Source organism: Aliidiomarina indica (assembly GCF_015354615.1).
Classification (GTDB): Bacteria; Pseudomonadota; Gammaproteobacteria; order Enterobacterales; family Alteromonadaceae; genus Aliidiomarina; species Aliidiomarina indica.
Genome location: NZ_JACAVQ010000001.1, coordinates 484,046 through 507,731 on the forward strand (window position 1 = coordinate 484,046; position 23,686 = coordinate 507,731).

A 23,686-nucleotide genomic window follows, 5' to 3' on the forward strand; every position below is an offset into this window, starting at 1 on the left:
AAAGTACCGGCTTTTTAGTTTAAGCGGTAATTATAAAGCCGCTTTTTTCTCTGCTAATTTTTTAGCTAAGATTTCACGCGCCATCTCATCGGCGATTTCACCGGTTGGACGATTTTCATCTTTTGCACGAGTGAAGATTTTATCTAAGGTGTTATAGATATTCTTGATACGTGACGATGTTTCTTCCAACGTAAAATTAGCCGCTTCTGAACAAACGTGGATCACGCCGCCGGCGTTGATTACGTAATCAGGTGCATACAGAATGCCCATATCTTTCACGATTTTATCGTGGGCAGGGGTGGCTAATTGGTTATTGGCACTTCCAGCAATGACTTTCGCTTTAATACGCTTTAATGTCGCGTCATTAATGGTTGCACCTAAAGCACATGGTGCATATACGTCAACGTCCGCATCATAGATTTCATCGATGGATACCGCTGTTGCGCCAAGCTCTTTTACCGCGCGGTCAACGCTTTCTTGGTTCACATCGCAAACAATCAATTGTGCGCCTTCATCGGCCAGGTACTTAGCAAAATCGTAGCCAACCGCACCAAGACCTTGAACACTAACGCGTAGCCCTTTTAGCTCATCTGAACCAAACGCATGCTTAGCAGCAGCCTTCACGCCCAAATACGAACCCAGTGCTGTATGTGGCGACGGATCGCCAGCTTTTTCTGCGGTACCTGCAACGTAAGGTGTTTCGGTTGCGACAATACCGATGTCGGCTGTGCGAATATTGACGTCTTCAGCCGTAATATACTTGCCGCCCAGGGCGTTAACAAAACGACCATAGGCTTTAAATAATTCTTCACTTTTGTCAGTTTTCGCGTCACCAATGATGACCGCTTTTCCACCACCGAGTGGCAATCCTGCCAATGCGCTCTTGTACGTCATACCGCGCGAGAGACGCAAAACATCGGTTAAAGCATCTTCTGAGCTCGCATAGTTCCACATCCGGGTTCCGCCAAGGGAAGGGCCCATCGTAGTATCATGCACAGCTATAATTGCTTTAAGTCCGGTTACCTTGTCATGACAAAACACGATCTGTTCGTGGTTGTCATATTCAATATGCTCGAATAGCGCCATAACGGCTAACCTCATTGTTGTCTTAGACACAAAATCGGAGCGTAAACTAACACTTTACGTTAACTGTTACCAGTGACCTTAAGGCAAAAAACGGTCTTTTTTTAACGCAAACTATCAACTTGTCTTTACACGCTTCTGGTCAGTCCAGAATGTCATGGATCCCCCACTCTGATGCACTCTGTGAGGTTTTCCTGTACGCATTTCCCTGCTACTATGAGCAGCATAATTTTCGTTGCACACAGTTAGCAATCGATTGATTTAAGCAAAGTAAGCGGCCTAGTTGCAGGTCAGTTGTATAAAATGAGAGTAAAATATGAATGATCAACCCGTAATGACAGAAGAACAACAAAACGATTGGGTGCGCGAGCAATTTCAAAAAGCCAATGGCTACCTTGTTGAAAAGGGCATGATTACCGATCAAGTTCTCACTAAAGAATCACTCTATTTGGTACCGCAAATAGCCGTTTGGAAATTCACCTTAAAAGGCGTCACCGAAAAAGTATGGGCCATTTCTGGTGTTGTGCCTACCGATCATGTGGATGCGAAAGTTGCAGAGAACCCGCGGGATGCTTTACGTCATTTTAGTTTACGTTGGCAGCTGCGCGCCGAAGAGATTTTGAACAACAAGGCAAGCGATGAAACCCAGCGCAAATTTGCGGGAATGCTCATTGTCCACGCTGAAGCTTGTTACGATTTGGTACAAAATGATGAGTTGTGGCAGAGCTTAGCGCGTTAAAAGCAACCAACGACAACGAATAATAAAAAAGGTGAACAGGTTCATTCCGTTGTTCACCTTTTTTTTGCCAAGCGCCGGCGGCTTGGCTGCTGTAATGAGTCGCAAACGCCGTTTAGTTTTCTTCGTTCGAGAAGATAAACAAGCCTTCATTAACCACGCCACAGACAAGTTGTCGCGCTAGGGGGCTGTCTAGATACTCCAGAAGAATAGCGCTTTCAATGCAATCTGACATTTCGTTAAGAATCACAAATAGCGCTTCGGCATCGTCATCAAGTTCAAACCATTGCCCTTGGACTACTGCGTAGAGGCGTTCTTCAATCACGGTGGTGAGCATCCGTACCCCAACGGCTTTAAACAGAAAAGGCTGTTGTACGACAACGTAAGGTAGACGACTTTCCGTGAGCGGTAATTCAGGCCATTCAGGCAGAGGCGGTCGCGGGTTCTTTGAAAGCAGCTCAGCGATAATCCGATGAAGTTGCGCCTTATCATCCACAGCCTTTCTAATCAGTGCTTGAAAATCGTCAATGACTGCTTCGGGTAAGTGCCAAGGATCAACGTCGACCAGTTCCGTGCGAGAGGCTGTTAATAATTGCGCTGTTTGGTCAGAAAAGCGCTGCTGCCATATTTCATGTTCTAGGGCATGATCGGCACATGCGGAAAGAAGCTCGGCTTGGCTCGGTGCGCGAAACCCCACCGAATAGTTCATCGCCGACGCTAAAGTATCGCCCGCGTGAGGAAACCCAGCAGGGATGTAGATCATGTCGCCGGGTTCCAACACCTCATCAATAATGGCCTGAAAAGGTTCCGTTTGCTTTAGGTCTGGGTGGGGCAAAACGGTCGCCAATGGCTGTTTATCGCCCACTTGCCAGCGCCGTTGGCCTTGACCTTGGATAATAAATACATCGTATTGGTCTACATGCGGCCCGACGCCTCCTTGTGGCGTTGAATAGCTCACCATCAGATCATCAATACGCCAATCGGGCAAAAATCGGAACGCTCTTAGCAGTGCCTGAGCATCGGGAACATGTTCATTTACTGCCTGCACCAATAAACTCCAGCCTTGTTCCGGCAGCTCATCAAAGTGCTCAAATGGACCATGAGCAACGTGCCAACGCTGCGCTTCTTGAATAACCAAACGAGAATCGACGCCATGATCCATAGCTAACCCAGCAAGTTCTTCCGGTGCTAAGGGATCGCTAAAATCGACAAAGGCTTGGCGAATAACAACAGGCTTTTGTTGCCAATGATCGCGCAAGAATGCGACAGGATCCCATGCAAAGTGGTTAAGAACGAAGCTAGGTTCAGACATTAGAGGTTTTCCAAATAATCTGGAAGCTCGTCAACAAAGCGGCTAGCTCGTCCAATATAGTTGGCTGGGGTAAGGGCTTTTAAATCCTCTTGCACCGCTGCTGGAAGGTTGAGCGTATCTATAAAATGCGCCAGGTCTGCTTGGCTAATACGCTTTCCGCGGGTCAGTGATTTTAGCTTTTCGTACGGTTTTTCAATCCCGTAACGACGCATTACGGTTTGCACCGGTTCTGCCAATAACTCCCAGTTGTTATCCAGCTCGTTGCGCAGAACAGCTTCATTTACTTCAAGTTTTGATAATCCTTTCAAGGTGGCTTGATAGGCAATTACCGCGTAGCCCAAGCCAACACCAAGGTTACGTAAAACCGTGGAGTCGGTGAGATCCCGTTGCCAACGAGAAACAGGAAGTTTCGCCGATAGGTGACCTAGTACGGCGTTTGCTAGCCCTAAGTTTCCTTCGGAGTTTTCGAAATCAATCGGATTCACCTTATGAGGCATAGTCGAAGAGCCCACTTCGCCTTCAACGGTTTTCTGCTTGAAATGATTCAAGGCAATATAGCCCCAAAGATCGCGGTCCAAATCGATTAAAATAGTGTTGGCCCGGCAAAGTGCATCAAACCATTCGGCGATATAATCATGGGGCTCAATCTGTGTGGTATAGGGATTCCAGGTGAGGCCTAAAGAGGTCACAAAGGATTCGGCCACTTGATGCCAGTCGACATCGGGATAAGCGCTTAAATGGGCGTTATAGTTGCCTACGGCACCATTAATTTTACCGAGGAATTGCACTTGCTTGAGTGCGCTAAGCTGTCGATCCAGGCGCACGGCGACGTTGGCGAACTCTTTACCCATGGTGGTTGGGGTTGCAGGTTGACCGTGGGTACGCGCCATCATCGGGATGTCCCGGTATTCTTGAGCGTGCGCGACTAGTGCATGCAACACGTCGCTCAATAGCGGATAGATAACTTGGTCATTGGCGTTATTAAGCATCAATGCATGGGACAGGTTATTAATATCTTCTGAGGTACAGGCAAAATGAATGAACTCACTCACAGCGTTGAGTTCTGCATGGGCAGCTACTTTCTCTTTCAAAAAGTATTCAACTGCCTTTACATCATGATTGGTTGTACGCTCAATCTCTTTAACTCGCGCGGCATCTGCTTCGCTAAAGTTAGCCACAATAGCATCAAGAAAGGCATTGGCATCACTGGATAACTTTGGCACTTCGTTAATCTGTGGAATCTCTGCCAACTTCTGGAGCCAACGTACTTCAACAAGCACACGTTGATGGATTAATCCGAATTCACTCACATAAGCACGCAATGCCGCAGATTTCGCACCATAACGACCGTCAACTGGGCTAATCGCGGTAAGTTCCGAAAGGGGAAGGTGGGATGTACGCACCATGCTTATTTACTCCATTGGTTAAGTTCAGAGGCGACCAACGAGAGGACACCCCAGAGTTTAGAATTATGCGTTTAGTAACTGCTCTAATGCTTTCAGTAGCCGCTTTCTTGAAAATATAATTTGTCGCCGTTTACCACCGAGTTGGCGCCACAAAACGGCACTGCGAATGCCGGCGAGCAACATCGCCCGAATATGGTGCTGCACTTCTGGACGTTGCAAACATTCGGGTTTGCCATGCACTTGAATGCGAGGGCCAAGGGGACTAATCACATCGCTATAAAGCTGACCTAAATGCTCAACGATACGGTGATGGTCAAAATCAAACTCATCCCGCTGCCGTTTAATTTGCGTAAGTCCACGGCTCAGTGCATGTAACGCCTTTGGGTTTTTCATTAAATGCCGTTCAAGTGCGAGAATACCAACCACATATCGGGTTTGCTCGACATCTTTCGCACCTTGGCCGTTGAGTTGGCCTAATAACACCCGTAGCGCTGGCTGCAACGCCTGCACGCTGCCATATACCGCTAACGTATTCTCAGGATCGGTTTCTAATAAACTATGAATCAGAGTATCGCTGTAATCGACAGGGTAGACTTCGCCGCGGCGCGCTAGTTGCTGTGCACATATCGCAGCCAAGCCGATACCACCAAAAGCCAGCATACGGTCATGCCAAATTGTCGGAAGCGCGTTGCCAGAAGTCATTACAGGGCAACCTCAAAGTCGGTTAATCGCTGCTCAATAATACCTCCGCCAAGACACACGTCGTCTTGGTAGAATACGGCAGACTGACCGGGGGTCACCGCCGCTACTGGTGCATCAAAGGTAACCCGGATTTGACCATTCTCTAGCGGCTCAACAACACAGGGGATATCCTGTTGGCGATAGCGGGTTTTAACCACGCAGTGGAACGTTGTGGTTGGCTCTTGGCGATTTACCCAGTGCAGCTGAGCTGCAATGAGACCGTTAGAAAACAGGCGAGGGTGGTCGCTTCCTTGAGCAACGATCAAGTTGTTGTTGGCCACATCCTTATCGACAACATACCAAGGTTCGTCGCCAGCATTGGCTAAGCCGCCAATGTGAAGGCCTTTACGTTGGCCTATGGTGTGATACATCAAGCCTTCGTGTTGGCCTAATTCATTGCCATCGACATCTTTAATCAACCCCGGCTGAGCCGGAAGATATTGTTGTAGGAAATCCTTAAACTTACGCTCACCAATAAAACAAATGCCGGTAGAGTCTTTCTTTCCAGCTGTGACCAGACCTTGTGCTTCAGCGATTGCACGAACCTCGGGTTTTTCGAGCTCGCCCACTGGGAAAAGAGTTTGGGCAATGTGCTCATGGGATAGCGTATAAAGAAAATAGCTCTGATCTTTGTTATTGTCGTGACCACGTATCAATTGCCAACGACCATCGTCGCCCAATCGTCTTTGGCAGTAGTGCCCAGTGGCAATATAATCTGCGCGAAGCTCTTCTGCGGCAAACTCCAAAAATGCTTTAAATTTAATTTCTTTATTACACATAATATCTGGGTTGGGCGTTCGACCCGCCCGATACTCGGTAAGAAAATGTTCAAACACGTTATCCCAGTATTCTGATGCAAAATTAACCGTATGTAGAGGAATGCCTAAGGTCTCACACACTGCTTCTGCATCTGCGAGGTCAGTGGCGGCGGAACAATACTCATCGGTATCATCTTCTTCCCAGTTTTTCATAAACAAGCCTTCTACTTGATAACCTTGCTGGATGAGCAAGTAAGCAGAAACGGAAGAGTCGACACCGCCAGACATACCGACGATCACGCGTTTTGAGGCAGAGTCAGCCATGGAGTTATGCATAGGGTTGGTTCTATTTGCCAAGATTTTTCACCGAGAACGAATTGACGCGAATTCTAGCATTTTTTCAGGCTATTGGGCCAGTTAAAGTGTAACTTCCCGATAGCTTCCAGGGGGTAAGTCAGCGATTGTCCAAGGCCCAATTTGCCATCGAATAAGGCGTAAGGTTGGATGCCCAATATGGGCTGTCATTCGTCGAACCTGACGGTTTCTTCCTTCCTTTAAGGTGATCCGTAACCATGTATCTACAATGTGTTTGCGAACCCGCACTGGGGGTGTCCGTGGCCATATCCATTCAGGCTCGGAAACGGCTTCCACTTCGGCAGGTAAGGTTTTGCCATCGTTAAGCTCAACCCCTGCAGCCAGTGCTGTTAGGGCCTCTGCGCTGGGCTGGCCTTCGACTAACACGTAATAGACTTTCGCCTGTTTAAACTTTGGTGATGAAATCTTTGCCTGTAACTGACCATCATTGGTAAGTACAAGAAGCCCTTCACTATCTTTATCTAACCGACCTGCCGCATAAACGTGAGGTATATCAATAAAGTCTTTAAGGGTGCGGTCGCCGGCTTCACCTGTGAACTGACACAACACATGCATGGGTTTGTTAAAGAGGATTAGGCGTCTTTCTGGCGCGAGAGCAGTGCGCCGCGCACCTTTCGGTGTTGCGCTGCCAGATAGCTGAGGAGAGGTTTTGGCGCGGTTTGTTGCAGTGCCTTTGTGGCGAGATTTGTAAGCCATAACACTCAGAACAGTTTGAGAAATATGCGTGTCATTGTACCATAGGGTATTCACTAAGCCGATGTTTCGTACTTTTCTCGAAGTATCGCCATCTTTCAGCATTATATAATTAGAGATATAACTATGCAGGAACAGTTTCGCGGCTCCTATCAGCACGCCAAATCCCATACCCAAAAGCTCGATATAAATACCATTATGAAAGGCGCTTATGAGCATGTAAAAACACGGCGTGGGCCATTTATGGGAGCGTTTGCATGGACTCTTCTTCTGTTATTTGCCGCGGTGTTGTTTGTGGGTGTGTTAATTCAAGTACTCTCCATTGAAATAAATGAAAGGGTCGAAGAAATCCTCGGCATAGCAATTCAAACCCTTATTCTTGCGCCTTGTGTAGCGGGCCTCTATTTGGTGAGTTTGAAAACCACATTAACCATCAAACCGACCAGAGAAGATTTCTTCTTATACTTCCAGAATCCTTGGCGAATTATTGGGACGGCTATCGTCATTGCGCTGTTTACACAAGTTGGGCTTGTATTTGGAACTGCGATTGGTTTGATTTGGATGGCAATTACCCAGATTTTATTTACCCTCGCAATCCCTATGGCTGCGCTTTATCAGGCAAAACCATTTGCGGCAGTAATAGGGTCAATGCAACTGGCATGGCAGAACATCGGCGCGTTTTTTATCTTCCATCTTGTTTTATTTGCCTTCTATATGTTGATCGGAATTGGTGTTGTTATTCTCATCACCTTTGCTCAGGCAGGTAGTGCTGGAATGGTTGCCGCGATTCTCGGCGGGCTTGCATTAACCTATGTGTTGTTTACTCGGGTTATCCCTCTGTATTTTTTCACCATTGCCGAAATGTATCGTATTCTATTTGGCATTTCTCCGTCTCAAGACGCAAACAGTGTTGATGGTAATAACCCGGTGGTCAACGTAGACCAAGACGACTCGGCTGAATCATCGAAAGACGAAGGTACACCGCGTGATGCCGACACAGACACAAATAAGCCGGATGATTTTCGGGCCTAATCGTTGTGTATAATAGATACGAATAAAGCACGGGGCATGTTTGTTTAATGAATAAAGTACGCATATTTCAAGGTCTATCATTGGTGGTGGTTGCTGTCGCTGTGCTAGTGCCATTTTATCTTGAGCACGGGTATAAAGATCGCGAGCGGTCTTATCAGATGGAAACCTCTGATCGGCTTCCGCCTGTGCAAGCGCGCCTCCACAGTGAAACCGTTGATGTACCTGATTTTGGTTCTATTCATGATATCAATGCCCGTAAAATTGAGTTTTTCAGCTATTTGTTACCTGCGATCGATTACGAAAATAGCGTATTACTCGAGCAACGGCGTCACTTAGAGCTGCTCTTACAAAAGCATCGAAGTCGGCAAAGTTTTAGCGCTGCGGAGCAGCGTTGGGTGAATGATATGGCGCGTTACTATCGCGTAACGCAACGGCAACGGGAAGAAAAGCTGTTAACGCTGTTACGTCGGGTTGATGTTATCCCCGATACCTTAGTGCTGATTCAAGCAGCAAATGAATCAGGCTGGGGTACTTCACGCTTCGCATTAGATGCCCGTAACTTTTTTGGTCAGTGGTGTTGGAATGAAGGCTGTGGAATAGTGCCAGCGGCCCGCCCAGAGGGCGCTGTCCATGAGGTCCAGTATTTTGATAGCGTTGAAGCGTCTGTACGCGCCTACATGCGAAACCTAAACACGCATCCGGCATACTATGACCTGCGGTCAATTCGTGCCGATTTGCGCCGCCAAGGCATTCCTATCACGGCTCAACCGCTCACACTTGGTTTACTCAGCTACTCGGAGCGGGGTGAAGACTATATCGCTGAACTTAATCAAATGATTCGAGTAAACCGCGCGGTCATACAAGATGCTCGCATGATGACGTCATTTGATCTGTAACGTCGGAATTTCAATGGCATTTACATGCGCGGTGTCATCATCTTGAATAAATCGGCTTGGCTCACCTAAGGAAGGTGGGTCAAACGCTGTATCCCCATTTGGATCTGCAATGCCAGTAGCTGCCAGCCCCTGAAAATTAAACAATGTGGAATCCGCGAGGTGGCTAGGGACAACCTGAGTCATCGCCTTGAACATACTTTCAATTCGTCCAGGGTATTGCCTGTCCCAAGTTTGCAGCATCTCCTTAATCACTTTTCGCTGAAGGTTTTCCTGCGAGCCACAAAGATTGCAGGGAATAATCGGATATTGCTTTGCCGTCGCATACCGTTTGATATCTTTCTCACGTACATAAGCCAATGGCCTAATCACAACGTGCTCTCCGTTATCACTCACAAGTTTAGGCGGCATCGACTTCAAGGTCCCCCCGTAGAACATGTTCAGTAACATGGTCTCAATAAGGTCGTCGCGATGATGGCCTAGCGCAATTTTGGTAGCGCCGAGCTCTTTCGCCGTGCGATAAAGGATCCCTCGGCGTAACCGTGAACATAGGGCACAGGTGGTCTTACCTTCAGGTACTTTCTCTTTAACGATGCTATAAGTATCTTCATTTACTATGCGATAGGGCACACCTTCGGCGGTGAGATACTCCGGTAACACGTGCGCTGGGAAGCCCGGTTGTTTCTGGTCGAGATTGACTGCAATTAATTCAAACTGAACCGGCGCAACCCGCTGCAGATAGCGCAGGGTGCTTAATAACGTGTAGCTATCCTTACCGCCAGATAGGCAAACCATAATGCGGTCGCCTTGTTCGATCATATTGAAATCTTCGATCGCTTTACCGGCTGCTCGGCGAATACGTTTTTCCAGCTTATTGATGCTGTATGATTGCTTTGCCGCAGCCTTCGGTCGGGCGGATTCGGAACCAGCGGTAGGCGCGGACATAAACTCAACAGACATGACAATTTTCCATTTAAACAACAGCAATAAAAAAGGCCGGCAATTATAACTGCCGGCCTTAGGATGATGCAATGGTGACCACCGCGTCTTGGCGGCATGAATCGTTAGTCTTTCGCCAGCGGCGACTTAAAGCCCTCCGGCTTCACTGCAAGAAGGTCACAGTTCAGTTGCTCGATGACATGCTCAGCGGTGTTGCCCAATAGGGCAGCCGTTATACCGGTTCGACCAATGGTGCCTAATACGACTAGCTCTGCATCTAATTCGTTGGCCACGCGTGGAACCTCGTCATCCGGCAAGCCCTCCCGAAGGTGTAAACCAGCGAACTCAACGTCCACTTCCTGCGCAATAGCCATCAAGCTCGCTTCGTGATGTTCACGGACGCTCTCTTGGTATTGATGGGTGTCAAACTCTGGTATTTCAACGGCTATAGAGGCAGGCGCGCCCGGAAAGCAGTTTACAATATGTAAATGTGAGTTGAGTTTTTTGCTTATGTAGCCGGAGGCCTTCAAGATCTTTCGATTTAATCCTTGATGAACGTCACTATCGGAGGCTGCGTTAACTGCGGCCAGCACGCTGCCATGCTGCGGCCAGTCGTGGTCTTTCACCAGCAACACCGGGCTTGGTGCTTTTCGCAACAGGTGCCAATCGGTGGGCGTGAAAATGACACTCTGAAGGGTGTCGTGTTTTTGTGTTCCCTTCACGATAAGATCATAGTCGCCGTCGATCGCGTGACGAATGATGGCTTCGAAAGGACGATGGTGCCACACCACGACAATATCGATGACAACGCCGTCTGTTGAATAATTTCTAAGCTGATCGCGTATCCACGCTTCCTGATCGTGTATCAAGCTTTGACGCATTTGCTCTCGCTCTTCACCGGAGAGCATGGTTGTCATCTCATAGGCAAAGTCGTAGATAGATACAAAGAGCGTTAGCTTTGTGGGTTGGATCCGAGCCAAATGTAGCGCGCGGCTTAGCGCTTTTTGGGTCTCTTGAGCTGGGTCGAGAACAACGAGAAGCTTGTCGTACATAGGTTCTGCTCCTGAACGAATTATTACTTCGTTCAGTGTAGCGTAAGTTTAGGAAAACGCACGAATTTCGCAATTGATTTAAAGGCAGGCTGTTGCTGGGAGCCCGGCCGTTTCAGCAAGCTTTTCCGGCTGCGTGATCGCCACTAAACGACCTTCCACGCTAATTAAGTCAGCCTTTTGAAACTTGCCGAATAGGCGGCTTACGGTTTCTACGGTAAGTCCGAGATAATTGCCAATTTCAGCGCGTGTCATAGTGAGGCGAAACTCACGTGAAGACAGTCCGCGAGCCCGAAAACGCGCGGAAAGCTCTACCAAAAAGGTGGCCAAGCGTTGTTCTGCGGTACGGGTGTTTAATAGTGTGAGCATCCGCTTGTCGGCGTTAATCTCTTCACTCATTAACCGCATAAGTTGGCGACGTAACGCAGGAATCTGGCCGGTAAGAGACTCTAGATTCGCGTAAGGTATTTCGCAAATCATGGAGGTTTCCATGGCTTCTGCATAGCTGTGGTGCTTGCCGGTACTAATAGCCTCAAAACCCACTAAATCACCGGGCAGATGAAACGACGTAATTTGCAGCTCGCCGTGATCGTTCAGGGCATAGCTTTTGACACTACCCGAGCGGACAGCATAAAGGCTTGCAAGGTTCTCACCCGCTCGGAACAAGGTATCGCCCCGTTGATAGGGACGCTTGCGTTCAATCATTGAATCTAGGCGTTCGAGCGAGCCCTGATCAAGCGTAAACGGTAAGCATAACTGGCTAATGCTGCAGTTTTGGCAGTTGATGTGATTCACCAGATTTGACGAACGTTCCATGCAAGTTCCTTAAGAGACCATATGGAGTTGCTTAGCCGCAATAACCAGAGTGGCTATACCGTAACCGATCATAACCAGTCCTGCAATCCAACGAAAGCCTCTGGATTGCAAAAAGCCTTGTAATTTATGACTAAATACACCGGTGAGAAACATCGCTGGGAGTGTTCCTGCGCCAAACACTAGCATAAAAGCGGCGCCTTGCATCGGAGACGCCGACAGCGCTGACCAAGCCAAGGCACTGTACACTAAGCCGCAGGGTAACCATCCCCAAATCATACCGGCTAAAAACACCTGAGTATTGGTTTTTTGCGCGGGTAGTTTTTTCGATAAGGGCTGGATTACGCGCCAAAGCACACTACCAAGCCGCTCAATCCAAAGTAAAACCCGTCGCCAGCGGATAAAATACAGGCCGAGCAACAGCATAAACACGCCTGCGAGAATACGAAACCCGATCAACAAATTTGGATACAGGGCGGCGGCAGAGAATAGGGCGGCGCCAACAATAGCGCCGGCGATAGCGTAGCTAGAAATACGCCCTAAGTTATAAAGGAAGAGACGGGCTGCTGAGTGATGCATACCCATGGCGGCCGCAAGCCCACCGCACATCGCCAAGCAATGGCCACTACCTGCAAGCCCCATGACTAGAGCCGTTAACAGGAAGGGAAGCGTTTCAGTCATTTATTTTGGGTATCCCGAGCGGACACATCGGAGGTTTGCTCATTCTTACCTTTCGCTTTACTTTTTTTGTTTTCATTTCTGTGCTTGTTTTGCTTCGTTTCATCATCGAGGAGAATGTTATAACCTTGGCGCTCTAAATCATCGAATTGCCCGGTTCGCACTGCCCAGAAGAATAGTGCGATGGCGATGATGACGAGAATAATCGCTATGGGCACCATTAAATGCAGAATTTCCATAATTACCTTCCGTTAACGCACATCACGCATTAAGCGTAATGAGTTTGTCATGACGATCAAAGAACTCATCGACATTCCAAGCATAGCCAGCAAAGGGCCCACTTGGCCAGTGACCGCCAATGGTAAGATGGTGAGATTATATCCTAACGCCCAAGCAAAGTTTTGCCGAATGATGCGTCGTGTTAATTGTGATGTTTCTTGGAGTCTGCGTAATGCGCCGAGATCGCCGGTTAGAATCACCACATCACTGCCGGATTGGGCTAAATCGGAACCTGATGCAAAGGTAATGGAACCATCGGCCGCCGCAAGCACCGGGCCATCATTGATGCCGTCGCCAATCATCAGCACAGGCCCATTCACTTGTAACGCTTGTAAATGCCACAGTTTATCAGCCGGTTTAAGCTCAGCGAAAACTTGATGAATTCCTAATTTTTCGGCCATTGCCTGCGCTCGTTCCGAGGAATCCCCAGTTAACATAACAACCTGATAGCCTTGTTGGCTGCACCAAGCGATGGTTTCGGCCGCATCGGGGCGTGCTTGGTCATCCACTTGCCAAGCCGCAATTAAACCCTCGCTATTGGCAAGAAACACATTGGCGCGGGAATCTGGCGATTCCACCTGTGGTGCGATTTGTTTGATAAATTCAAAGCTACCGATACGGTAAGTTACCTTGTGGTACCGACCGATAATTCCAGCGCCCGGGTGATTTTCGGTGGTGACATTTGGCAGCACCGCTGCGCGCTGTCTAAATGGCCGTGAAAGAGGATGTTCGGAGGCTTGTTCTAAACTCGCTGCAAGCCGAAGAATCTCGTTATCGGATAGGTCATCACTGAGCAACCATTCATTGACGATGGAGAATTTACCTTGGGTGAGTGTGCCCGTTTTGTCGACACAAATCGTTTTCATACTCGGCAAACGTTCAATTAATGCGGCCTGTTTTAATAAAATTCCGACGCGATTTAACCGACTGACGGCTCCGCTCATGGCTGTGGGCGCCGCCAAAGAAAGCGCGCAAGGGCAGGTGGCAACCAATACCGCTAAGGTCACCCAGAACGCCCGATCTTGGTCAATAAACCACCACGCACCATAAGTTAGGGCAGTAACTATAAGCATGGCGGCGATAAAATAACGACTCACCACATCGGCAATGCGCACAAACGACGGCTTTTGTTCCATGGCGCTGTCCTGCATATGGATAATGCTCGAGAGCAGGGTGTCTTGCCGTGTTGCTGATACCCTTAATAAGATGGCTTGTTCTTGGTTTACCGATCCGGCATACAAAACCTCTTGGGGCCGTTTTGCCACAGGTCGACTTTCGCCGGTTAACAAGGATTCATCGCACCAGGCGGTATCGCTCTCTAAATGCCCATCCACCGGAATGGTATCGCCAGGGCGAACGCGAATGATGTCGCCTGCCTCTAAGTACTTTACCATCACTTGTTCCCACTCACCTTCGCTGGTTTGGCGTTCAGCGATTGCGGGAATCAGCTTCATCAGGTTTGCCGCATTGGCCACAGCTTTATGCCGTGCTTGCAACTCCAAAAAGCGACCCGACAGCAAAAAGAATGCGAACATAGTGACACATTCATAGTAGACATCTCCGGTGTCTGTGACTGTCGCATAGAAACTGGCAATGAACATTATGGCCATGGCCAAGGCAACGGGCACATCCATATTCAAGGTGCGCGCTTTGAGAGCGCGAAGGGCATTTGCAAAGAAAGGTTGGCAGCTATACACAATCACTGGCGCGGTAAACAGCAACGATAGCCACCAGAAGTAAAGCTTTGTGGTTTCGTCGATATCTTCAAAATACAAGCCAAAGGCCACCATCATGGTTTGCATGGATGCAATGCCGGCAACGCCAAGGCGTCGTATATAGCCGCGTCTTTTTCGTTCGTAGGAGGCTTCGATATCAGCTTGCTGAAAGGGAAGTGCTTTGTAACCAACCGCGTATATCGCGGATAAAATTTGACTCAGTTGAATATGACGATCATCCCAGATCACTTGCACGCGCTCTGTTGCTGAGTTCACAACAACTTTGGTTACGCCAGAAGCATTATGGAGCTGTTTCTCAATGAGCCAAGCGCAGGCCGCACATGTCATCCCTTCGATGGCGAGGGTGGCGGATTGCTGGTGTGCATTACTCCGTACAAATTCACGCTGAATGTCAGGGTCGTCGTATTTCTTAAGTTGCTCATCTATTTGGCTGAGCTCATCGGGAATGAGCTTGATATCGGTTTTGCTCGTGTCTCGATACTTGTAGAAATGGGTGAGCCCTTGTTCAACAATTGTCTCAGCAACTGATTGGCAGCCATAACAACACATGGGTTGTTCGCTACCATCAATGGTTACGGTTAAATCTAAACCTTGTGGTACCGGCTCAAAACAATGAAAACACACCGGCGGCTCTGACCGCAACGATGTGTTCTCTTCGTGAGCAATGTTAATCTCTTGCATCAGATACCGTAATTCACAGGCAACATAACAATGGTTTCTGCAGCGGGCAAATGAATATTCTGGCTGACGCGCCAACTATCGTCTAACGGCTGAATATCAACTCGCCAGTGGCCTTTGATGGGTTCTGGTAACTGTTGCCGGTACACGCCATCGGCGCCGCGAGGCAACCGCAACGTAAAGTCGAATTCATGCATCGTAGGATGGTAAAAAATCAGCGACAGCGCCGTGTTATCGTCGGCCTCACCGGTACGAAAGCGCATTGATACTTGCGCCTCATCGATATCGAGATAAAACGACAGGTCTCTATTCTCTGCTTCTGCGACTTTTTGTAGTTGCAAGTTGATCGAGCGTCCTTCTCGATAGTAGTCATCCACCACCATGGAGATTGGATTACGATAAATCAATACCGCGGTAATGATACAGGCGGTGATTACGGCAAACTTCATAAAAATGATGTACCACACCCAGCCTACTTTATACCACGGTGTCTTTTGTTGGGAATCTACAGCCATCTCAACCCATACTCCTTTTGACAAAAAAGCCCCGCTAGAGGGGGCTTTCCTTGCCAAATCAGCGTTTTACATTAATCAGCGTTCAAGCTAAGTATATAGCCTGACAGGATTTTCACTTTATCTTCACCCAAAATGGCATCCCAGCGCGGCATTACCCCGTTGCGGCCGTAGCGAAGTGTTTCTTCAATCGCCCGTTGTGAGCCTCCATATAACCACACATTGTTGGTTAAATCAGGCGCACCTAAGGCAATATTGCCGCGTCCATCCGGACCGTGGCAGGCAGCACAGACCACCCAGTTTTGTTCGCCAGCTCGCGCTAAATCGCGATCGACGGTACGGCCACTGAGGGATAACACATAGGCTGTCATTTCCCGAATGCCTTGGTCACCTAGCTGGTCGTAGAAACTTGGCATTTGTCCTTCGCGGCCTTGCATCAAAGTAGTGTATATATGTTCTGCTGAGCCACCCCAATTGAAAACACCATCAGTAAGATTAGGGAACCCTAGTGAACCACGTGCATCAGAGCCATGGCACTGGGCGCAGTTTTGTAGGAACAAACGCTGGCCAATACGGAGTGCTTCACGGTTTTCAGCGATTTCGGTGATTTCCAACGAGGCATATTGCTGGAAAATCGGACCATACACTTCTTCAGCACGTGCTCGCTCACGATCGTATGCCACATTAAGTCCAGCTTCACGGGCATCGATCACAGCTTGTCTAGACTCTTCTAAAGAACGTACATGCTGGTTTGAACTCGACCAACCGAGCAATCCTTGAAAGTTACCCAAGCCAGGGTAGAGGATGAGGTATAAAAGCCCCCACGCCAAACAAATCCAAAACAAGATGGTCCACCATCTTGGCAAGGGATTGTTCAGTTCGACAATACCGTCGAACTCGTGGCCCATTGATTCGCCTTCTTCAACATCCGTGAAGTTTTTCATGTTCCACCAAAGTAACGCTGCAATCGCTACTAAGGACCCGAGGGTAAGAACAATAATCCACCAGCTCCAGAAGCTACTCATCTTTGCTTGACTCCTGTTTCTTGCGCTCAGGTGAACGGTCAATTTCGCCGTCCTCAAATATAGATTCACCTTTGCGCTCAAATTTATCTTTGTTTTTCGGCCAGTATGCCCATCCAATTACGATGATAATGACGCCAAAAACCAGTAGCGTATACAGTGCTTGAAACCCTGGACCGCCCATAATTACCTCAATGCTGTGCCTAAAGATTGCAGATAAGCAATCAGGGCTTCCATTTCCGTTTTGCCACGTACGCGTTCGCCTGCACCTTCGATATCCTCGTCAGTGTATGGAACGCCAAGCCGTTGAAATGCGCGCATCTTACGTTCCGTTAAACGGCCATCTAAGGTACGTTCCGCTAACCACGGATAGGCGGGCATATTTGATTCAGGTACCACGGCACGTGGATCGATGAGGTGAACGTAATGCCATTCATCACTATAACGACCACCCACACGGGCCAAATCGGGACCCGTGCGTTTAGAACCCCATAGGAACGGATGCTCCCATACAGATTCGCCGGCAACTGAATAGTGACCATAACGTTCCGTTTCGGCCCGGAAAGGGCGAATCATCTGGCTATGGCAACCAACACAACCCTCGCGGATGTAGATATCACGGCCCTCAAGCTCCAATGCAGTGTAGGGACGCAGATCTTTCACAGGCTCCTGCACTTGCTTTTGGAACAACAGCGGCGTTATTTCAACCAATCCACCGATAGAAATTGCGATAAGCGCAAAGACGGCGAGCCAACCGACGTGCTTTTCTACGAGTTCATGTTTGTTCTTAGTTTTACTCATTGCAAGAGTCTCCTTACGCCGGCTGCGTGACTAGGGGTTCGCTCGCACGAACCTGTTCACTGCGAATGGTCTTCCAGACGTTGTACGCCATGACCAACATACCGGCTACGACAAAGACACCACCGACAAAGCGGACGAAGTAGAACGGATACGACGCTTCTAAACTTTCCACGAAACTATAGGTGAGTGTTCCATCTGAGTTCACAGCACGCCACATCAACCCTTGAGTCACACCGGAGATCCACATGGCAACGATATAAAGCACGACGCCAATAGTGTGTAACCAGAAATGGGTGTTGATTAAGCGGATGCTATACATGCGCTCCCGGTCAAATAAGATCGGAATAAGGTGATAGATGGCACCAATGGTAATCATGGCCACCCAACCAAGTGCACCTGAGTGCACATGTCCAATGGTCCAGTCAGTGTAGTGAGATAGCGCGTTCACCGACTTAATGGCCATCATTGGCCCTTCAAACGTCGACATACCGTAGAAGGAAAGTGACACGATAAGGAAGCGCAAAATAGGATCGGTGCGCAATTTATGCCACGCCCCAGAGAGGGTCATAATACCATTGATCATGCCACCCCAAGAGGGAACGAACAGAATCACCGACATCACCATGCCCACATTCTGCGCCCAGTCTGGCAAAGCGGTCCAATGCAAGTGGTGAGGACCAGCCCAAATGTAGATCGTAATTAACGCCCAAAAATGCACAATTGAGAGGCGATACGAATAAACCGGTCGTTCCGCTTGTTTCGGAACAAAGTAGTACATCATCCCCAAGAAGCCTGCGGTAAGCAGGAAGCCTACAGCATTATGACCGTACCACCACTGCATCATGGCATCTACGGCACCTGCATAAATTGAGTAAGACTTGGTAAACGACACTGGAATTGCCAAGTTATTACCAATGTGCAGCATGGCAACAGCGATAATAAACGCACCATAGAACCAGTTCGCCACATAGATGTGGGAGGTTCGGCGAATCGCTAAGGTACCAAAGAACACAATAATAAAGGCAATCCAAACCAGTACGATTAGAATTGAAATAGGCCATTCCAGTTCTGCGTATTCTTTACTGGTGGTAATACCCATGGGAAGGGTAATCACTGCGCCAACAATGACAGCCTGCCATCCCCAGAAGGTGAAGGCGGCCAACTTATCCGAGAACAGCCGTACCTGACAGGTTCGCTGAACGATATAATAAGCGGTGGCGAAGAGGGCACTGGTACCAAATGCGAAGATAACCGCATTGGTGTGAAGTGGACGAAGTCGTGAATAGGTAAGCCAAGGGGTATCAAAGTTAAGCGCAGGCCATACGAGCTGCGCTGCAATTAACACTCCCACAGCCATACCGATAATTCCCCAAATAATGGTCATTATGGTGAACTGCTTGACCACCTTCAGGTTATACTCAACAGGTTGATTGGTAGTTGTACTCATTATTTTTAAATCCGCTGTAGTTGCAGGACATCGGTGACGACATCGTTCTTAGAATCCCCCAAGTGGCGTACTCCTAAAGAACGAAACCTGGCTGGATTGTACGGGTTTTAGGGCCGAAAATACAGAGTATTAGCGGTCAATTCCTATGACCGAGATCAAACAAATATCGATTCTGTAACGATAATGTAGCGTATTAAAATTGGGCGTTAACAAATGTTATTTACCGCTTGTTCAAAAACTAAGCATAGGCAAAATTTTCGACTTTTTCTGCTGCTTATTACGTTTCTTTCGCTGCTCTCGGTTTCTGCCTGTACAGAAAACCGTCAAACGGCCTTGGCAGCGTCTTTTTGTTCGGTAACTGACGAAAATATAGACCATTGCCGCTACTCGTTAGCGAATTTAGATGAAGATAGCTTTGTTTATATTCGCTCAAGCAACCCTTATATGCCCTTTGAAACACCAGTCACTTTGTACTTAAAGCTACCTGAAAATGTGGCCATCGTGGCTAGTGAGATTGTTGGTGAGAGCATGTACATGGGCAGAATACCGGTGTTCTGGTCACAGCCTGAAGGGTCGGACTATCAACAAGCAGATGTTTATCTGGGTGCCTGTACCGATCCTCAGATGGTATGGGCATTACGGATACAATTCACACACAGTGAAGTGAATCCACCGTCGGAAAGTGATAGGATTTGGCTTCACCTGACATTTCAATCCCATAGGTAACCCCATGAATTTGAAGAAATTAAGTATATGTTTAGTGCTCACCTTACTGCTTTCCGCCTGCGCAGACAGTGCACAAACTGTGGTCACTACTGAGGATCAGGGGACCACTCGGGCGCAAGCGCGAGAAGCGGGAATGGCTGAACTACGTGTTTTGTATGTGGCAGCGGATGGGTTTGCTTACACCGATGAAACCGGGGAACTCACCGGCGTTAGCGTTGAAATTATGCGCGACTTTGTCGCTTGGTTTGAGCGTTATCATGCTGTACGAGTTGAATTAACATTCGTTGAGGAAGACAACTGGCAACGATTCTATCAACGCATCGTCGATGCACATGGTGGAGTATTTGGTCTTGGCAATGTCACTATCACAGATAGACGTCGGCAAGAACTTCAGTTCTCGCCAGCGTATCTTAATAATGTCGCCGTGCTTGTCACCCACGAAGATGTTCCAGAGCTCACCGATTGGATGGCGTTCCCGGAAGTGTTTGCGGGGCTGGAACCTATGGCGTTTAGCGGCACCTTGCATGAAGAGCGTATTGTGGATATCCGTGATCGTTTCCAACCAGGCGCTTCAATTCATCCTGCTGAAAGCAATCCGCAAATAATTGATGCAGTAAGTAATGAGAATATGTACAGCTATATTGATGCGTATAATTATTGGCGCGCGGTGGAGCAGGGCGCGCCCCTACGTCATCATCCGTTAGCCGATGAACACGGCGAAACCTTTGGCATTATCATGCCACACAGCAATGATTGGGCTACCTTAATGACAGCCTTCTTTGCCGCTGATGGCGGATATCGGAACACACCAAGATATCGCGACATTATGGTGGAACACCTGGGTGAAGCACTCACAGAAACCCTAGAAAATGCCCGGCAACAAGCCAATGGGTCCTCGTTATAAGGCAACTTCTTTTTGCGCTAAAGCAATTACTTAGGGTAGAAATGGACGCTAGGCCCGTCCATTTCTGATGTTTCCTGCGTATACCTCCATGACTGAGCAGCGTTAATACGCGCTGCCTATCCCGTGCACTAAAATGTCATTGTGCGCGGTGGATGAAAAGAAACTGGAGGAAAGATACATGAATAAGTTTACTCGCAATGTACTGACTACCGCGTTTGTTTCTTTATTTGCACTCAGTGGTGCAACCCTCGCCCATAATCATGGCGGCGACAAAGATAAGGATAAGAGCGATTATTCTAGTTACAGTGACAAGAAAGGCTCAATTGTCGATATTGCATCGGAAAATAGCCAGTTCAGCACGCTGGTTGCAGCACTTGAAGCAGCTGATTTAGCAGAGATTTTGGGTGGTGATGGTCCCTTTACCGTATTTGCACCGACGGATGAGGCATTTGCGGCACTTCCAGAGGGGACTTTAGACTCGCTGCTACAACCTGAAAACCGTGAGCAGTTAGCCTCTATTTTAACCTATCACGTGGTGTCAGGCGCTGTTTCTAGTGACGACATTGCCGATCAATCGCTCTATGCAGATACGTTGCAAGGTCAGTCGTTAGCAATTGATGCAACAGGGTATGGTGTCCGAATTAACGGCAATGCCCGCGTGGTTACCGCCGATATTGAAGCGGACAATGGCGTTATTCATGTCATTGACACTGTCCTTATGCCAACCGAGCGGACTGCATCTAGTTATTAAGATTGCTCCGGCTTAGCACAAGCGTAAAGTACGAAAAAGCCGGCTCAGTTCACTGATGCCGGCTTTCTGTTTTTTGACAAGCGTTCGAATTACTCGGTGTCTTCGTAACCCCAAGGCGTAGGGGGTAGGTCGACTGGGTTAGTCAGGTCAAAATCAACGCGCAGTTCACGTCCCTCGCGGGTTAAGCGATAGCTGAAGAAATCGTCCGGGTAGATATACATATGCCAGGTATTCCAGATGCTTTGGGGAATCTTACGGCGAATAAAATCTTCCTTTGAATACTGATCGACGGGAAATGACTGGGCAAATTCCCACCCTGCGTCAACTGTATGCCCACCATACATAGTTCCATCATCATCGCTACCATCCGGGTTTCGATGATCGTGCTTCAAGCTAATGCCTGAACCGGTTTTGGTTAGAATCCATGTACGCGAGTGATTATCGCCAATGTGAAACGGGATCTGCAGTTCATTTTCCGAGCATTTGCGAACATGCATAACCAACCGGTTTTCTTTAAAGTTCTCAACACCAGTAAAGTTGTCTTCGACCACACGGCCTTCAAACGCTTGTCCGCAATATTGGCGAATGTTATCAAAAAATGCATCGTGAGATGGGATGGACACGGTGGCGGCTGACGTCAATAGAGCAGCACTGAGGGTGGTACTTAGCACGCTGAGCATAAAGAGAATCCTTGATTATTGGTTTTATTTCTGTGAAACAGCATACGAGATTTCCGCGTTGCTCTCAAATCGTACGCCGTTACACTAAAAATAGCGCGCAGGGTTGTTCACTAACAGATACAATTGCTAACAAAATAATTACACCCCGGTAATGCAAGTTTGCTATTCTAGGAGCGTTTTATTGGGTTTGAATGGAGTCTGGTTTATGTCGACGTTACATGAGTCCGCCACTGCGCGTGGTACAGCACGACATGCGCTGCCTGGCCTTCCTATGATGTTGTTGAAGGCGGTCCCAACCATGATTCGCCGTCGAGGTCCAGAATCAGAGCCGGAAGATATCGATTTTCATTTCGCAGTCGACGCTATAGAGAATGAGCACTTAGCCCGTTATCACAATGCATTTCAAGGCTTTAAGAGCGACATTCCGCTAACCTATTTGTATTTAATCGCACAACGCGCTCACCTTGCCGCGATGCTCGATGAGCGTTTCCCGTGGCCAATTTTGGGGATGGTCCACGTTGCCAATAAAATGACGTTATGTGCGCCAATTCTGAAGGACGTGCCGTTCCAATTACAGGTTCGGATTCAAATGCCAGAACGCGCGGCAACCCGCAAGCGTGTCCGTCCTATATATGAAGTGAATTTCTATCAAGAGGATGTATTGCGTGCCCAATGCCTAAGCACCTATCAGGTTGGTGCAGGCGAGCCACCACCTCGCGGTCGCAAGCGCACCTTACCTGCGCCAGATCTGTCTGATTACAAACATACCGCACTATGGCAAATGAGCAGCGAACTCGGGCGCTCTTACGCCAATTTGAGCGGTGATTATAATCCGATTCATCTACATCCTTGGTTATCCCGTTGGTTCGGCTTTGAGCGACCCATTATCCATGGCATGTATTCAGTGGCCTATGCCCAAGCCGAATTAGAACGGCAATTAGGTGCGGAAGTTAGCACCATGGATATCGCGTTTCGTCGGCCTTTAATTTTGCCTGCGGAAGCTGCATTTCATTACCGCTTGAACAGTAATGGCGGTGACCTGATGGTCACAGACGCGCTTGCTCAGCGCGCATACTTAGATGGAACCTTTGTTCTTAACGTTGAGAAGGAAAAATCATGACAACAGCCATGTGGTGGATTTTAATAGGGGTAGTTCTGATTATTACCGAACTGCTTGCGACCAGTATTATTGCCGTGTTTTTGGGGCTGGCGGCTATTATTACCGGGCTTGCATTACATATAGGTCTGATAGAGACAACAACCGCACAATACACCTTGTTTGGTATTGTGAGTATCACCTTGCTTGTTACCGCACGTGGCAAGTTCAAACGCTGGTTCTCCGGTTTTACCGCAGATAAGGACGGCGAACATGGCACTGTATTTCAAAAAGATCTAGGCGAACGTGTGACTGTTCAAACAGATTTTGAGCAAGGGGCAGGGCGCGTTGTACTCAATGGGGTTGCATGGGATGCACTTTCCGACGATCCGTTAAAGAAAGGCGATGTGGCTTGGGTTGTTCGTAATGAAGGCATTCGACTCACAGTAAGCGCGCACCGCCCACAAGTTACACCTAAAACTAAATAGCACTTAAACAACAAAACAATGAAATTTTAGAGCGCTAAGCTCTATATGATGAGGAGAA

General features: G+C 48.2%; 26 protein-coding genes. 8 read left to right on the forward strand and 18 right to left on the reverse strand.

Translation table 11 applies throughout. The features are described 5' to 3' along the window. Positions 1-30: 30 nt before the first annotated feature. Positions 31-1,086 (reverse strand): Glu/Leu/Phe/Val dehydrogenase, encoded by a 1,056-nt coding sequence (locus HXZ99_RS02165; RefSeq protein WP_194755622.1) that lies wholly within the window; start codon positions 1,084-1,086, stop codon positions 31-33. 313 nt (positions 1,087-1,399) lie between these two features. On the opposite strand from HXZ99_RS02165, the gene HXZ99_RS02170 reads away from it, so the two are divergent. Further along, positions 1,400-1,822: a DUF4826 family protein gene (locus HXZ99_RS02170; protein WP_194755623.1), complete on the forward strand. Its 423-nt coding sequence runs from the start codon at positions 1,400-1,402 to the stop codon at positions 1,820-1,822. Positions 1,823-1,934: 112 nt separating this feature from the next. Here HXZ99_RS02170 and HXZ99_RS02175 read toward each other — a convergent pair whose 3' ends face one another. The 5 genes from HXZ99_RS02175 to HXZ99_RS02195 all read right to left on the reverse strand — a co-directional run bounded on the left by HXZ99_RS02175 (position 1,935) and on the right by HXZ99_RS02195 (position 7,107). Beyond that, positions 1,935-3,131 carry a cupin domain-containing protein gene (locus HXZ99_RS02175; protein WP_194755624.1) on the reverse strand — a complete coding sequence of 399 codons (1,197 nt, stop codon included), beginning with the start codon at positions 3,129-3,131 and terminating at the stop codon, positions 1,935-1,937. Next, positions 3,131-4,537, reverse strand: a complete 1,407-nt coding sequence (purB, locus tag HXZ99_RS02180) for an adenylosuccinate lyase (protein WP_194755625.1) — start codon at positions 4,535-4,537, stop codon at positions 3,131-3,133. Before purB ends, HXZ99_RS02175 begins: the two co-directional genes overlap by 1 nt. Before the next feature lie 63 nt (positions 4,538-4,600). Continuing rightward, entirely contained in the window at positions 4,601-5,239 is a 639-nt protein-coding gene (gene hflD, locus HXZ99_RS02185) for a high frequency lysogenization protein HflD (RefSeq protein WP_194755626.1), read from the reverse strand. Continuing rightward, positions 5,239-6,393, reverse strand: coding sequence for a tRNA 2-thiouridine(34) synthase MnmA (gene mnmA, locus HXZ99_RS02190; protein WP_269434578.1), 1,155 nt, complete (start codon positions 6,391-6,393; stop codon positions 5,239-5,241). The genes hflD and mnmA overlap by 1 nt, the downstream gene beginning before the upstream one ends. 60 nt (positions 6,394-6,453) lie before the next feature. After that, on the reverse strand, positions 6,454-7,107 hold the full coding sequence (locus HXZ99_RS02195) for a pseudouridine synthase (protein ID WP_194755628.1): 654 nt from the start codon (positions 7,105-7,107) through the stop codon (positions 6,454-6,456). Between the two features lie 123 nt (positions 7,108-7,230). Between HXZ99_RS02195 and HXZ99_RS02200 the strand changes: the two genes are divergently transcribed. Further along, a complete protein-coding gene (locus tag HXZ99_RS02200; RefSeq protein ID WP_194755629.1) occupies positions 7,231-8,136 on the forward strand; it encodes a hypothetical protein in 906 nt (301 codons plus the stop codon). Positions 8,137-8,183: 47 nt separating this feature from the next. Next, entirely contained in the window at positions 8,184-9,032 is an 849-nt protein-coding gene (locus tag HXZ99_RS02205; RefSeq protein ID WP_194755630.1) for a glucosaminidase domain-containing protein, read from the forward strand. On the opposite strand, the gene ttcA is transcribed toward HXZ99_RS02205, so the two are convergent. The 11 genes from ttcA to ccoN all read right to left on the reverse strand — a co-directional run bounded on the left by ttcA (position 9,018) and on the right by ccoN (position 18,983). After that, on the reverse strand, positions 9,018-9,974 hold the full coding sequence (ttcA, locus tag HXZ99_RS02210) for a tRNA 2-thiocytidine(32) synthetase TtcA (protein ID WP_194756044.1): 957 nt from the start codon (positions 9,972-9,974) through the stop codon (positions 9,018-9,020). The genes HXZ99_RS02205 and ttcA overlap by 15 nt on opposite strands. 119 nt (positions 9,975-10,093) lie before the next feature. Next, positions 10,094-11,020 carry a universal stress protein UspE gene (uspE, locus tag HXZ99_RS02215; protein WP_194755631.1) on the reverse strand — a complete coding sequence of 309 codons (927 nt, stop codon included), beginning with the start codon at positions 11,018-11,020 and terminating at the stop codon, positions 10,094-10,096. Positions 11,021-11,098: 78 nt separating this feature from the next. After that, positions 11,099-11,833, reverse strand: coding sequence for a fumarate/nitrate reduction transcriptional regulator Fnr (fnr, locus tag HXZ99_RS02220; RefSeq protein ID WP_194755632.1), 735 nt, complete (start codon positions 11,831-11,833; stop codon positions 11,099-11,101). A gap of 9 nt (positions 11,834-11,842) precedes the next feature. Further along, a complete protein-coding gene (locus HXZ99_RS02225; RefSeq protein WP_194755633.1) occupies positions 11,843-12,511 on the reverse strand; it encodes a sulfite exporter TauE/SafE family protein in 669 nt (222 codons plus the stop codon). Further along, positions 12,508-12,747, reverse strand: a complete 240-nt coding sequence (ccoS, locus tag HXZ99_RS02230; protein WP_194755634.1) for a cbb3-type cytochrome oxidase assembly protein CcoS — start codon at positions 12,745-12,747, stop codon at positions 12,508-12,510. The genes HXZ99_RS02225 and ccoS overlap by 4 nt, the downstream gene beginning before the upstream one ends. A 12-nt stretch (positions 12,748-12,759) precedes the next feature. Then, positions 12,760-15,204, reverse strand: a complete 2,445-nt coding sequence (locus HXZ99_RS02235) for a heavy metal translocating P-type ATPase (RefSeq protein ID WP_194755635.1) — start codon at positions 15,202-15,204, stop codon at positions 12,760-12,762. Then, positions 15,204-15,716 carry a FixH family protein gene (locus HXZ99_RS02240; protein WP_194755636.1) on the reverse strand — a complete coding sequence of 171 codons (513 nt, stop codon included), beginning with the start codon at positions 15,714-15,716 and terminating at the stop codon, positions 15,204-15,206. The genes HXZ99_RS02235 and HXZ99_RS02240 overlap by 1 nt, the downstream gene beginning before the upstream one ends. A 71-nt stretch (positions 15,717-15,787) precedes the next feature. Next, positions 15,788-16,738: a c-type cytochrome gene (locus HXZ99_RS02245; protein WP_194755637.1), complete on the reverse strand. Its 951-nt coding sequence runs from the start codon at positions 16,736-16,738 to the stop codon at positions 15,788-15,790. Continuing rightward, positions 16,731-16,919, reverse strand: a complete 189-nt coding sequence (locus tag HXZ99_RS02250; protein ID WP_194755638.1) for a cbb3-type cytochrome oxidase subunit 3 — start codon at positions 16,917-16,919, stop codon at positions 16,731-16,733. Before HXZ99_RS02250 ends, HXZ99_RS02245 begins: the two co-directional genes overlap by 8 nt. 2 nt (positions 16,920-16,921) lie before the next feature. After that, positions 16,922-17,536 (reverse strand): cytochrome-c oxidase, cbb3-type subunit II, encoded by a 615-nt coding sequence (gene ccoO / locus HXZ99_RS02255; RefSeq protein ID WP_194755639.1) that lies wholly within the window; start codon positions 17,534-17,536, stop codon positions 16,922-16,924. Between the two features lie 13 nt (positions 17,537-17,549). Beyond that, positions 17,550-18,983 (reverse strand): cytochrome-c oxidase, cbb3-type subunit I, encoded by a 1,434-nt coding sequence (ccoN, locus tag HXZ99_RS02260; protein ID WP_194755640.1) that lies wholly within the window; start codon positions 18,981-18,983, stop codon positions 17,550-17,552. A gap of 444 nt (positions 18,984-19,427) precedes the next feature. Here ccoN and HXZ99_RS02265 point away from each other — a divergent pair, with 444 nt between their 5' ends. The 3 genes from HXZ99_RS02265 (at position 19,428) to HXZ99_RS02275 (ending at position 21,364) form a co-directional block, all read left to right on the forward strand. Then, positions 19,428-19,709: a hypothetical protein gene (locus tag HXZ99_RS02265; protein ID WP_194755641.1), complete on the forward strand. Its 282-nt coding sequence runs from the start codon at positions 19,428-19,430 to the stop codon at positions 19,707-19,709. 4 nt (positions 19,710-19,713) lie between these two features. Further along, positions 19,714-20,613 (forward strand): substrate-binding periplasmic protein, encoded by a 900-nt coding sequence (locus HXZ99_RS02270; RefSeq protein WP_194755642.1) that lies wholly within the window; start codon positions 19,714-19,716, stop codon positions 20,611-20,613. Between the two features lie 178 nt (positions 20,614-20,791). Beyond that, the gene (locus HXZ99_RS02275; protein WP_194755643.1) at positions 20,792-21,364 is read left to right on the forward strand and encodes a fasciclin domain-containing protein; all 573 of its coding nucleotides are present in this window, start codon (positions 20,792-20,794) and stop codon (positions 21,362-21,364) included. Positions 21,365-21,453: 89 nt separating this feature from the next. Here the strand turns inward: HXZ99_RS02275 and HXZ99_RS02280 are convergent, their stop codons facing one another. Further along, positions 21,454-22,044: a hypothetical protein gene (locus HXZ99_RS02280; protein WP_194755644.1), complete on the reverse strand. Its 591-nt coding sequence runs from the start codon at positions 22,042-22,044 to the stop codon at positions 21,454-21,456. Positions 22,045-22,249: 205 nt separating this feature from the next. Between HXZ99_RS02280 and HXZ99_RS02285 the strand changes: the two genes are divergently transcribed. Both HXZ99_RS02285 and HXZ99_RS02290 read left to right on the forward strand, forming a co-directional pair. Further along, positions 22,250-23,164: a MaoC/PaaZ C-terminal domain-containing protein gene (locus tag HXZ99_RS02285; protein ID WP_194755645.1), complete on the forward strand. Its 915-nt coding sequence runs from the start codon at positions 22,250-22,252 to the stop codon at positions 23,162-23,164. Next, complete coding sequence (locus HXZ99_RS02290; protein WP_194755646.1) at positions 23,161-23,628, forward strand: NfeD family protein; 468 nt, start codon at positions 23,161-23,163, stop codon at positions 23,626-23,628. The genes HXZ99_RS02285 and HXZ99_RS02290 overlap by 4 nt, the downstream gene beginning before the upstream one ends. The last annotated feature ends 58 nt before the right edge of the window (positions 23,629-23,686 follow it).

Excerpts from the sequence above, each read along its gene's own strand:
- purB (WP_194755625.1), bottom strand. The coding sequence starts at position 4,537 with ATGGTGCGTACATCCCACCTTCCCCTTTCGGAACTTACCGCGATTAGC.
- ccoO (WP_194755639.1), bottom strand. The coding sequence starts at position 17,536 with ATGAGTAAAACTAAGAACAAACATGAACTCGTAGAAAAGCACGTCGGT.
- HXZ99_RS02285 (WP_194755645.1), top strand. The coding sequence starts at position 22,250 with ATGTCGACGTTACATGAGTCCGCCACTGCGCGTGGTACAGCACGACAT.
- HXZ99_RS02270 (WP_194755642.1), top strand. The coding sequence starts at position 19,714 with ATGAATTTGAAGAAATTAAGTATATGTTTAGTGCTCACCTTACTGCTT.
- HXZ99_RS02250 (WP_194755638.1), bottom strand. The coding sequence starts at position 16,919 with ATGGGCGGTCCAGGGTTTCAAGCACTGTATACGCTACTGGTTTTTGGC.
- HXZ99_RS02205 (WP_194755630.1), top strand. The coding sequence starts at position 8,184 with ATGAATAAAGTACGCATATTTCAAGGTCTATCATTGGTGGTGGTTGCT.
- HXZ99_RS02165 (WP_194755622.1), bottom strand. The coding sequence starts at position 1,086 with ATGGCGCTATTCGAGCATATTGAATATGACAACCACGAACAGATCGTG.
- ttcA (WP_194756044.1), bottom strand. The coding sequence starts at position 9,974 with ATGTCCGCGCCTACCGCTGGTTCCGAATCCGCCCGACCGAAGGCTGCG.
- HXZ99_RS02275 (WP_194755643.1), top strand. The coding sequence starts at position 20,792 with ATGAATAAGTTTACTCGCAATGTACTGACTACCGCGTTTGTTTCTTTA.
- ccoN (WP_194755640.1), bottom strand. The coding sequence starts at position 18,983 with ATGAGTACAACTACCAATCAACCTGTTGAGTATAACCTGAAGGTGGTC.
- HXZ99_RS02225 (WP_194755633.1), bottom strand. The coding sequence starts at position 12,511 with ATGACTGAAACGCTTCCCTTCCTGTTAACGGCTCTAGTCATGGGGCTT.
- HXZ99_RS02240 (WP_194755636.1), bottom strand. The coding sequence starts at position 15,716 with ATGGCTGTAGATTCCCAACAAAAGACACCGTGGTATAAAGTAGGCTGG.
- ccoS (WP_194755634.1), bottom strand. The coding sequence starts at position 12,747 with ATGGAAATTCTGCATTTAATGGTGCCCATAGCGATTATTCTCGTCATC.
- HXZ99_RS02170 (WP_194755623.1), top strand. The coding sequence starts at position 1,400 with ATGAATGATCAACCCGTAATGACAGAAGAACAACAAAACGATTGGGTG.
- HXZ99_RS02290 (WP_194755646.1), top strand. The coding sequence starts at position 23,161 with ATGACAACAGCCATGTGGTGGATTTTAATAGGGGTAGTTCTGATTATT.
- HXZ99_RS02235 (WP_194755635.1), bottom strand. The coding sequence starts at position 15,204 with ATGCAAGAGATTAACATTGCTCACGAAGAGAACACATCGTTGCGGTCA.
- HXZ99_RS02265 (WP_194755641.1), top strand. The coding sequence starts at position 19,428 with ATGCCCTTTGAAACACCAGTCACTTTGTACTTAAAGCTACCTGAAAAT.
- fnr (WP_194755632.1), bottom strand. The coding sequence starts at position 11,833 with ATGGAACGTTCGTCAAATCTGGTGAATCACATCAACTGCCAAAACTGC.
- HXZ99_RS02280 (WP_194755644.1), bottom strand. The coding sequence starts at position 22,044 with ATGCTCAGCGTGCTAAGTACCACCCTCAGTGCTGCTCTATTGACGTCA.
- HXZ99_RS02175 (WP_194755624.1), bottom strand. The coding sequence starts at position 3,131 with ATGTCTGAACCTAGCTTCGTTCTTAACCACTTTGCATGGGATCCTGTC.
- HXZ99_RS02245 (WP_194755637.1), bottom strand. The coding sequence starts at position 16,738 with ATGAGTAGCTTCTGGAGCTGGTGGATTATTGTTCTTACCCTCGGGTCC.
- uspE (WP_194755631.1), bottom strand. The coding sequence starts at position 11,020 with ATGTACGACAAGCTTCTCGTTGTTCTCGACCCAGCTCAAGAGACCCAA.
- hflD (WP_194755626.1), bottom strand. The coding sequence starts at position 5,239 with ATGACTTCTGGCAACGCGCTTCCGACAATTTGGCATGACCGTATGCTG.
- HXZ99_RS02200 (WP_194755629.1), top strand. The coding sequence starts at position 7,231 with ATGCAGGAACAGTTTCGCGGCTCCTATCAGCACGCCAAATCCCATACC.
- HXZ99_RS02195 (WP_194755628.1), bottom strand. The coding sequence starts at position 7,107 with ATGGCTTACAAATCTCGCCACAAAGGCACTGCAACAAACCGCGCCAAA.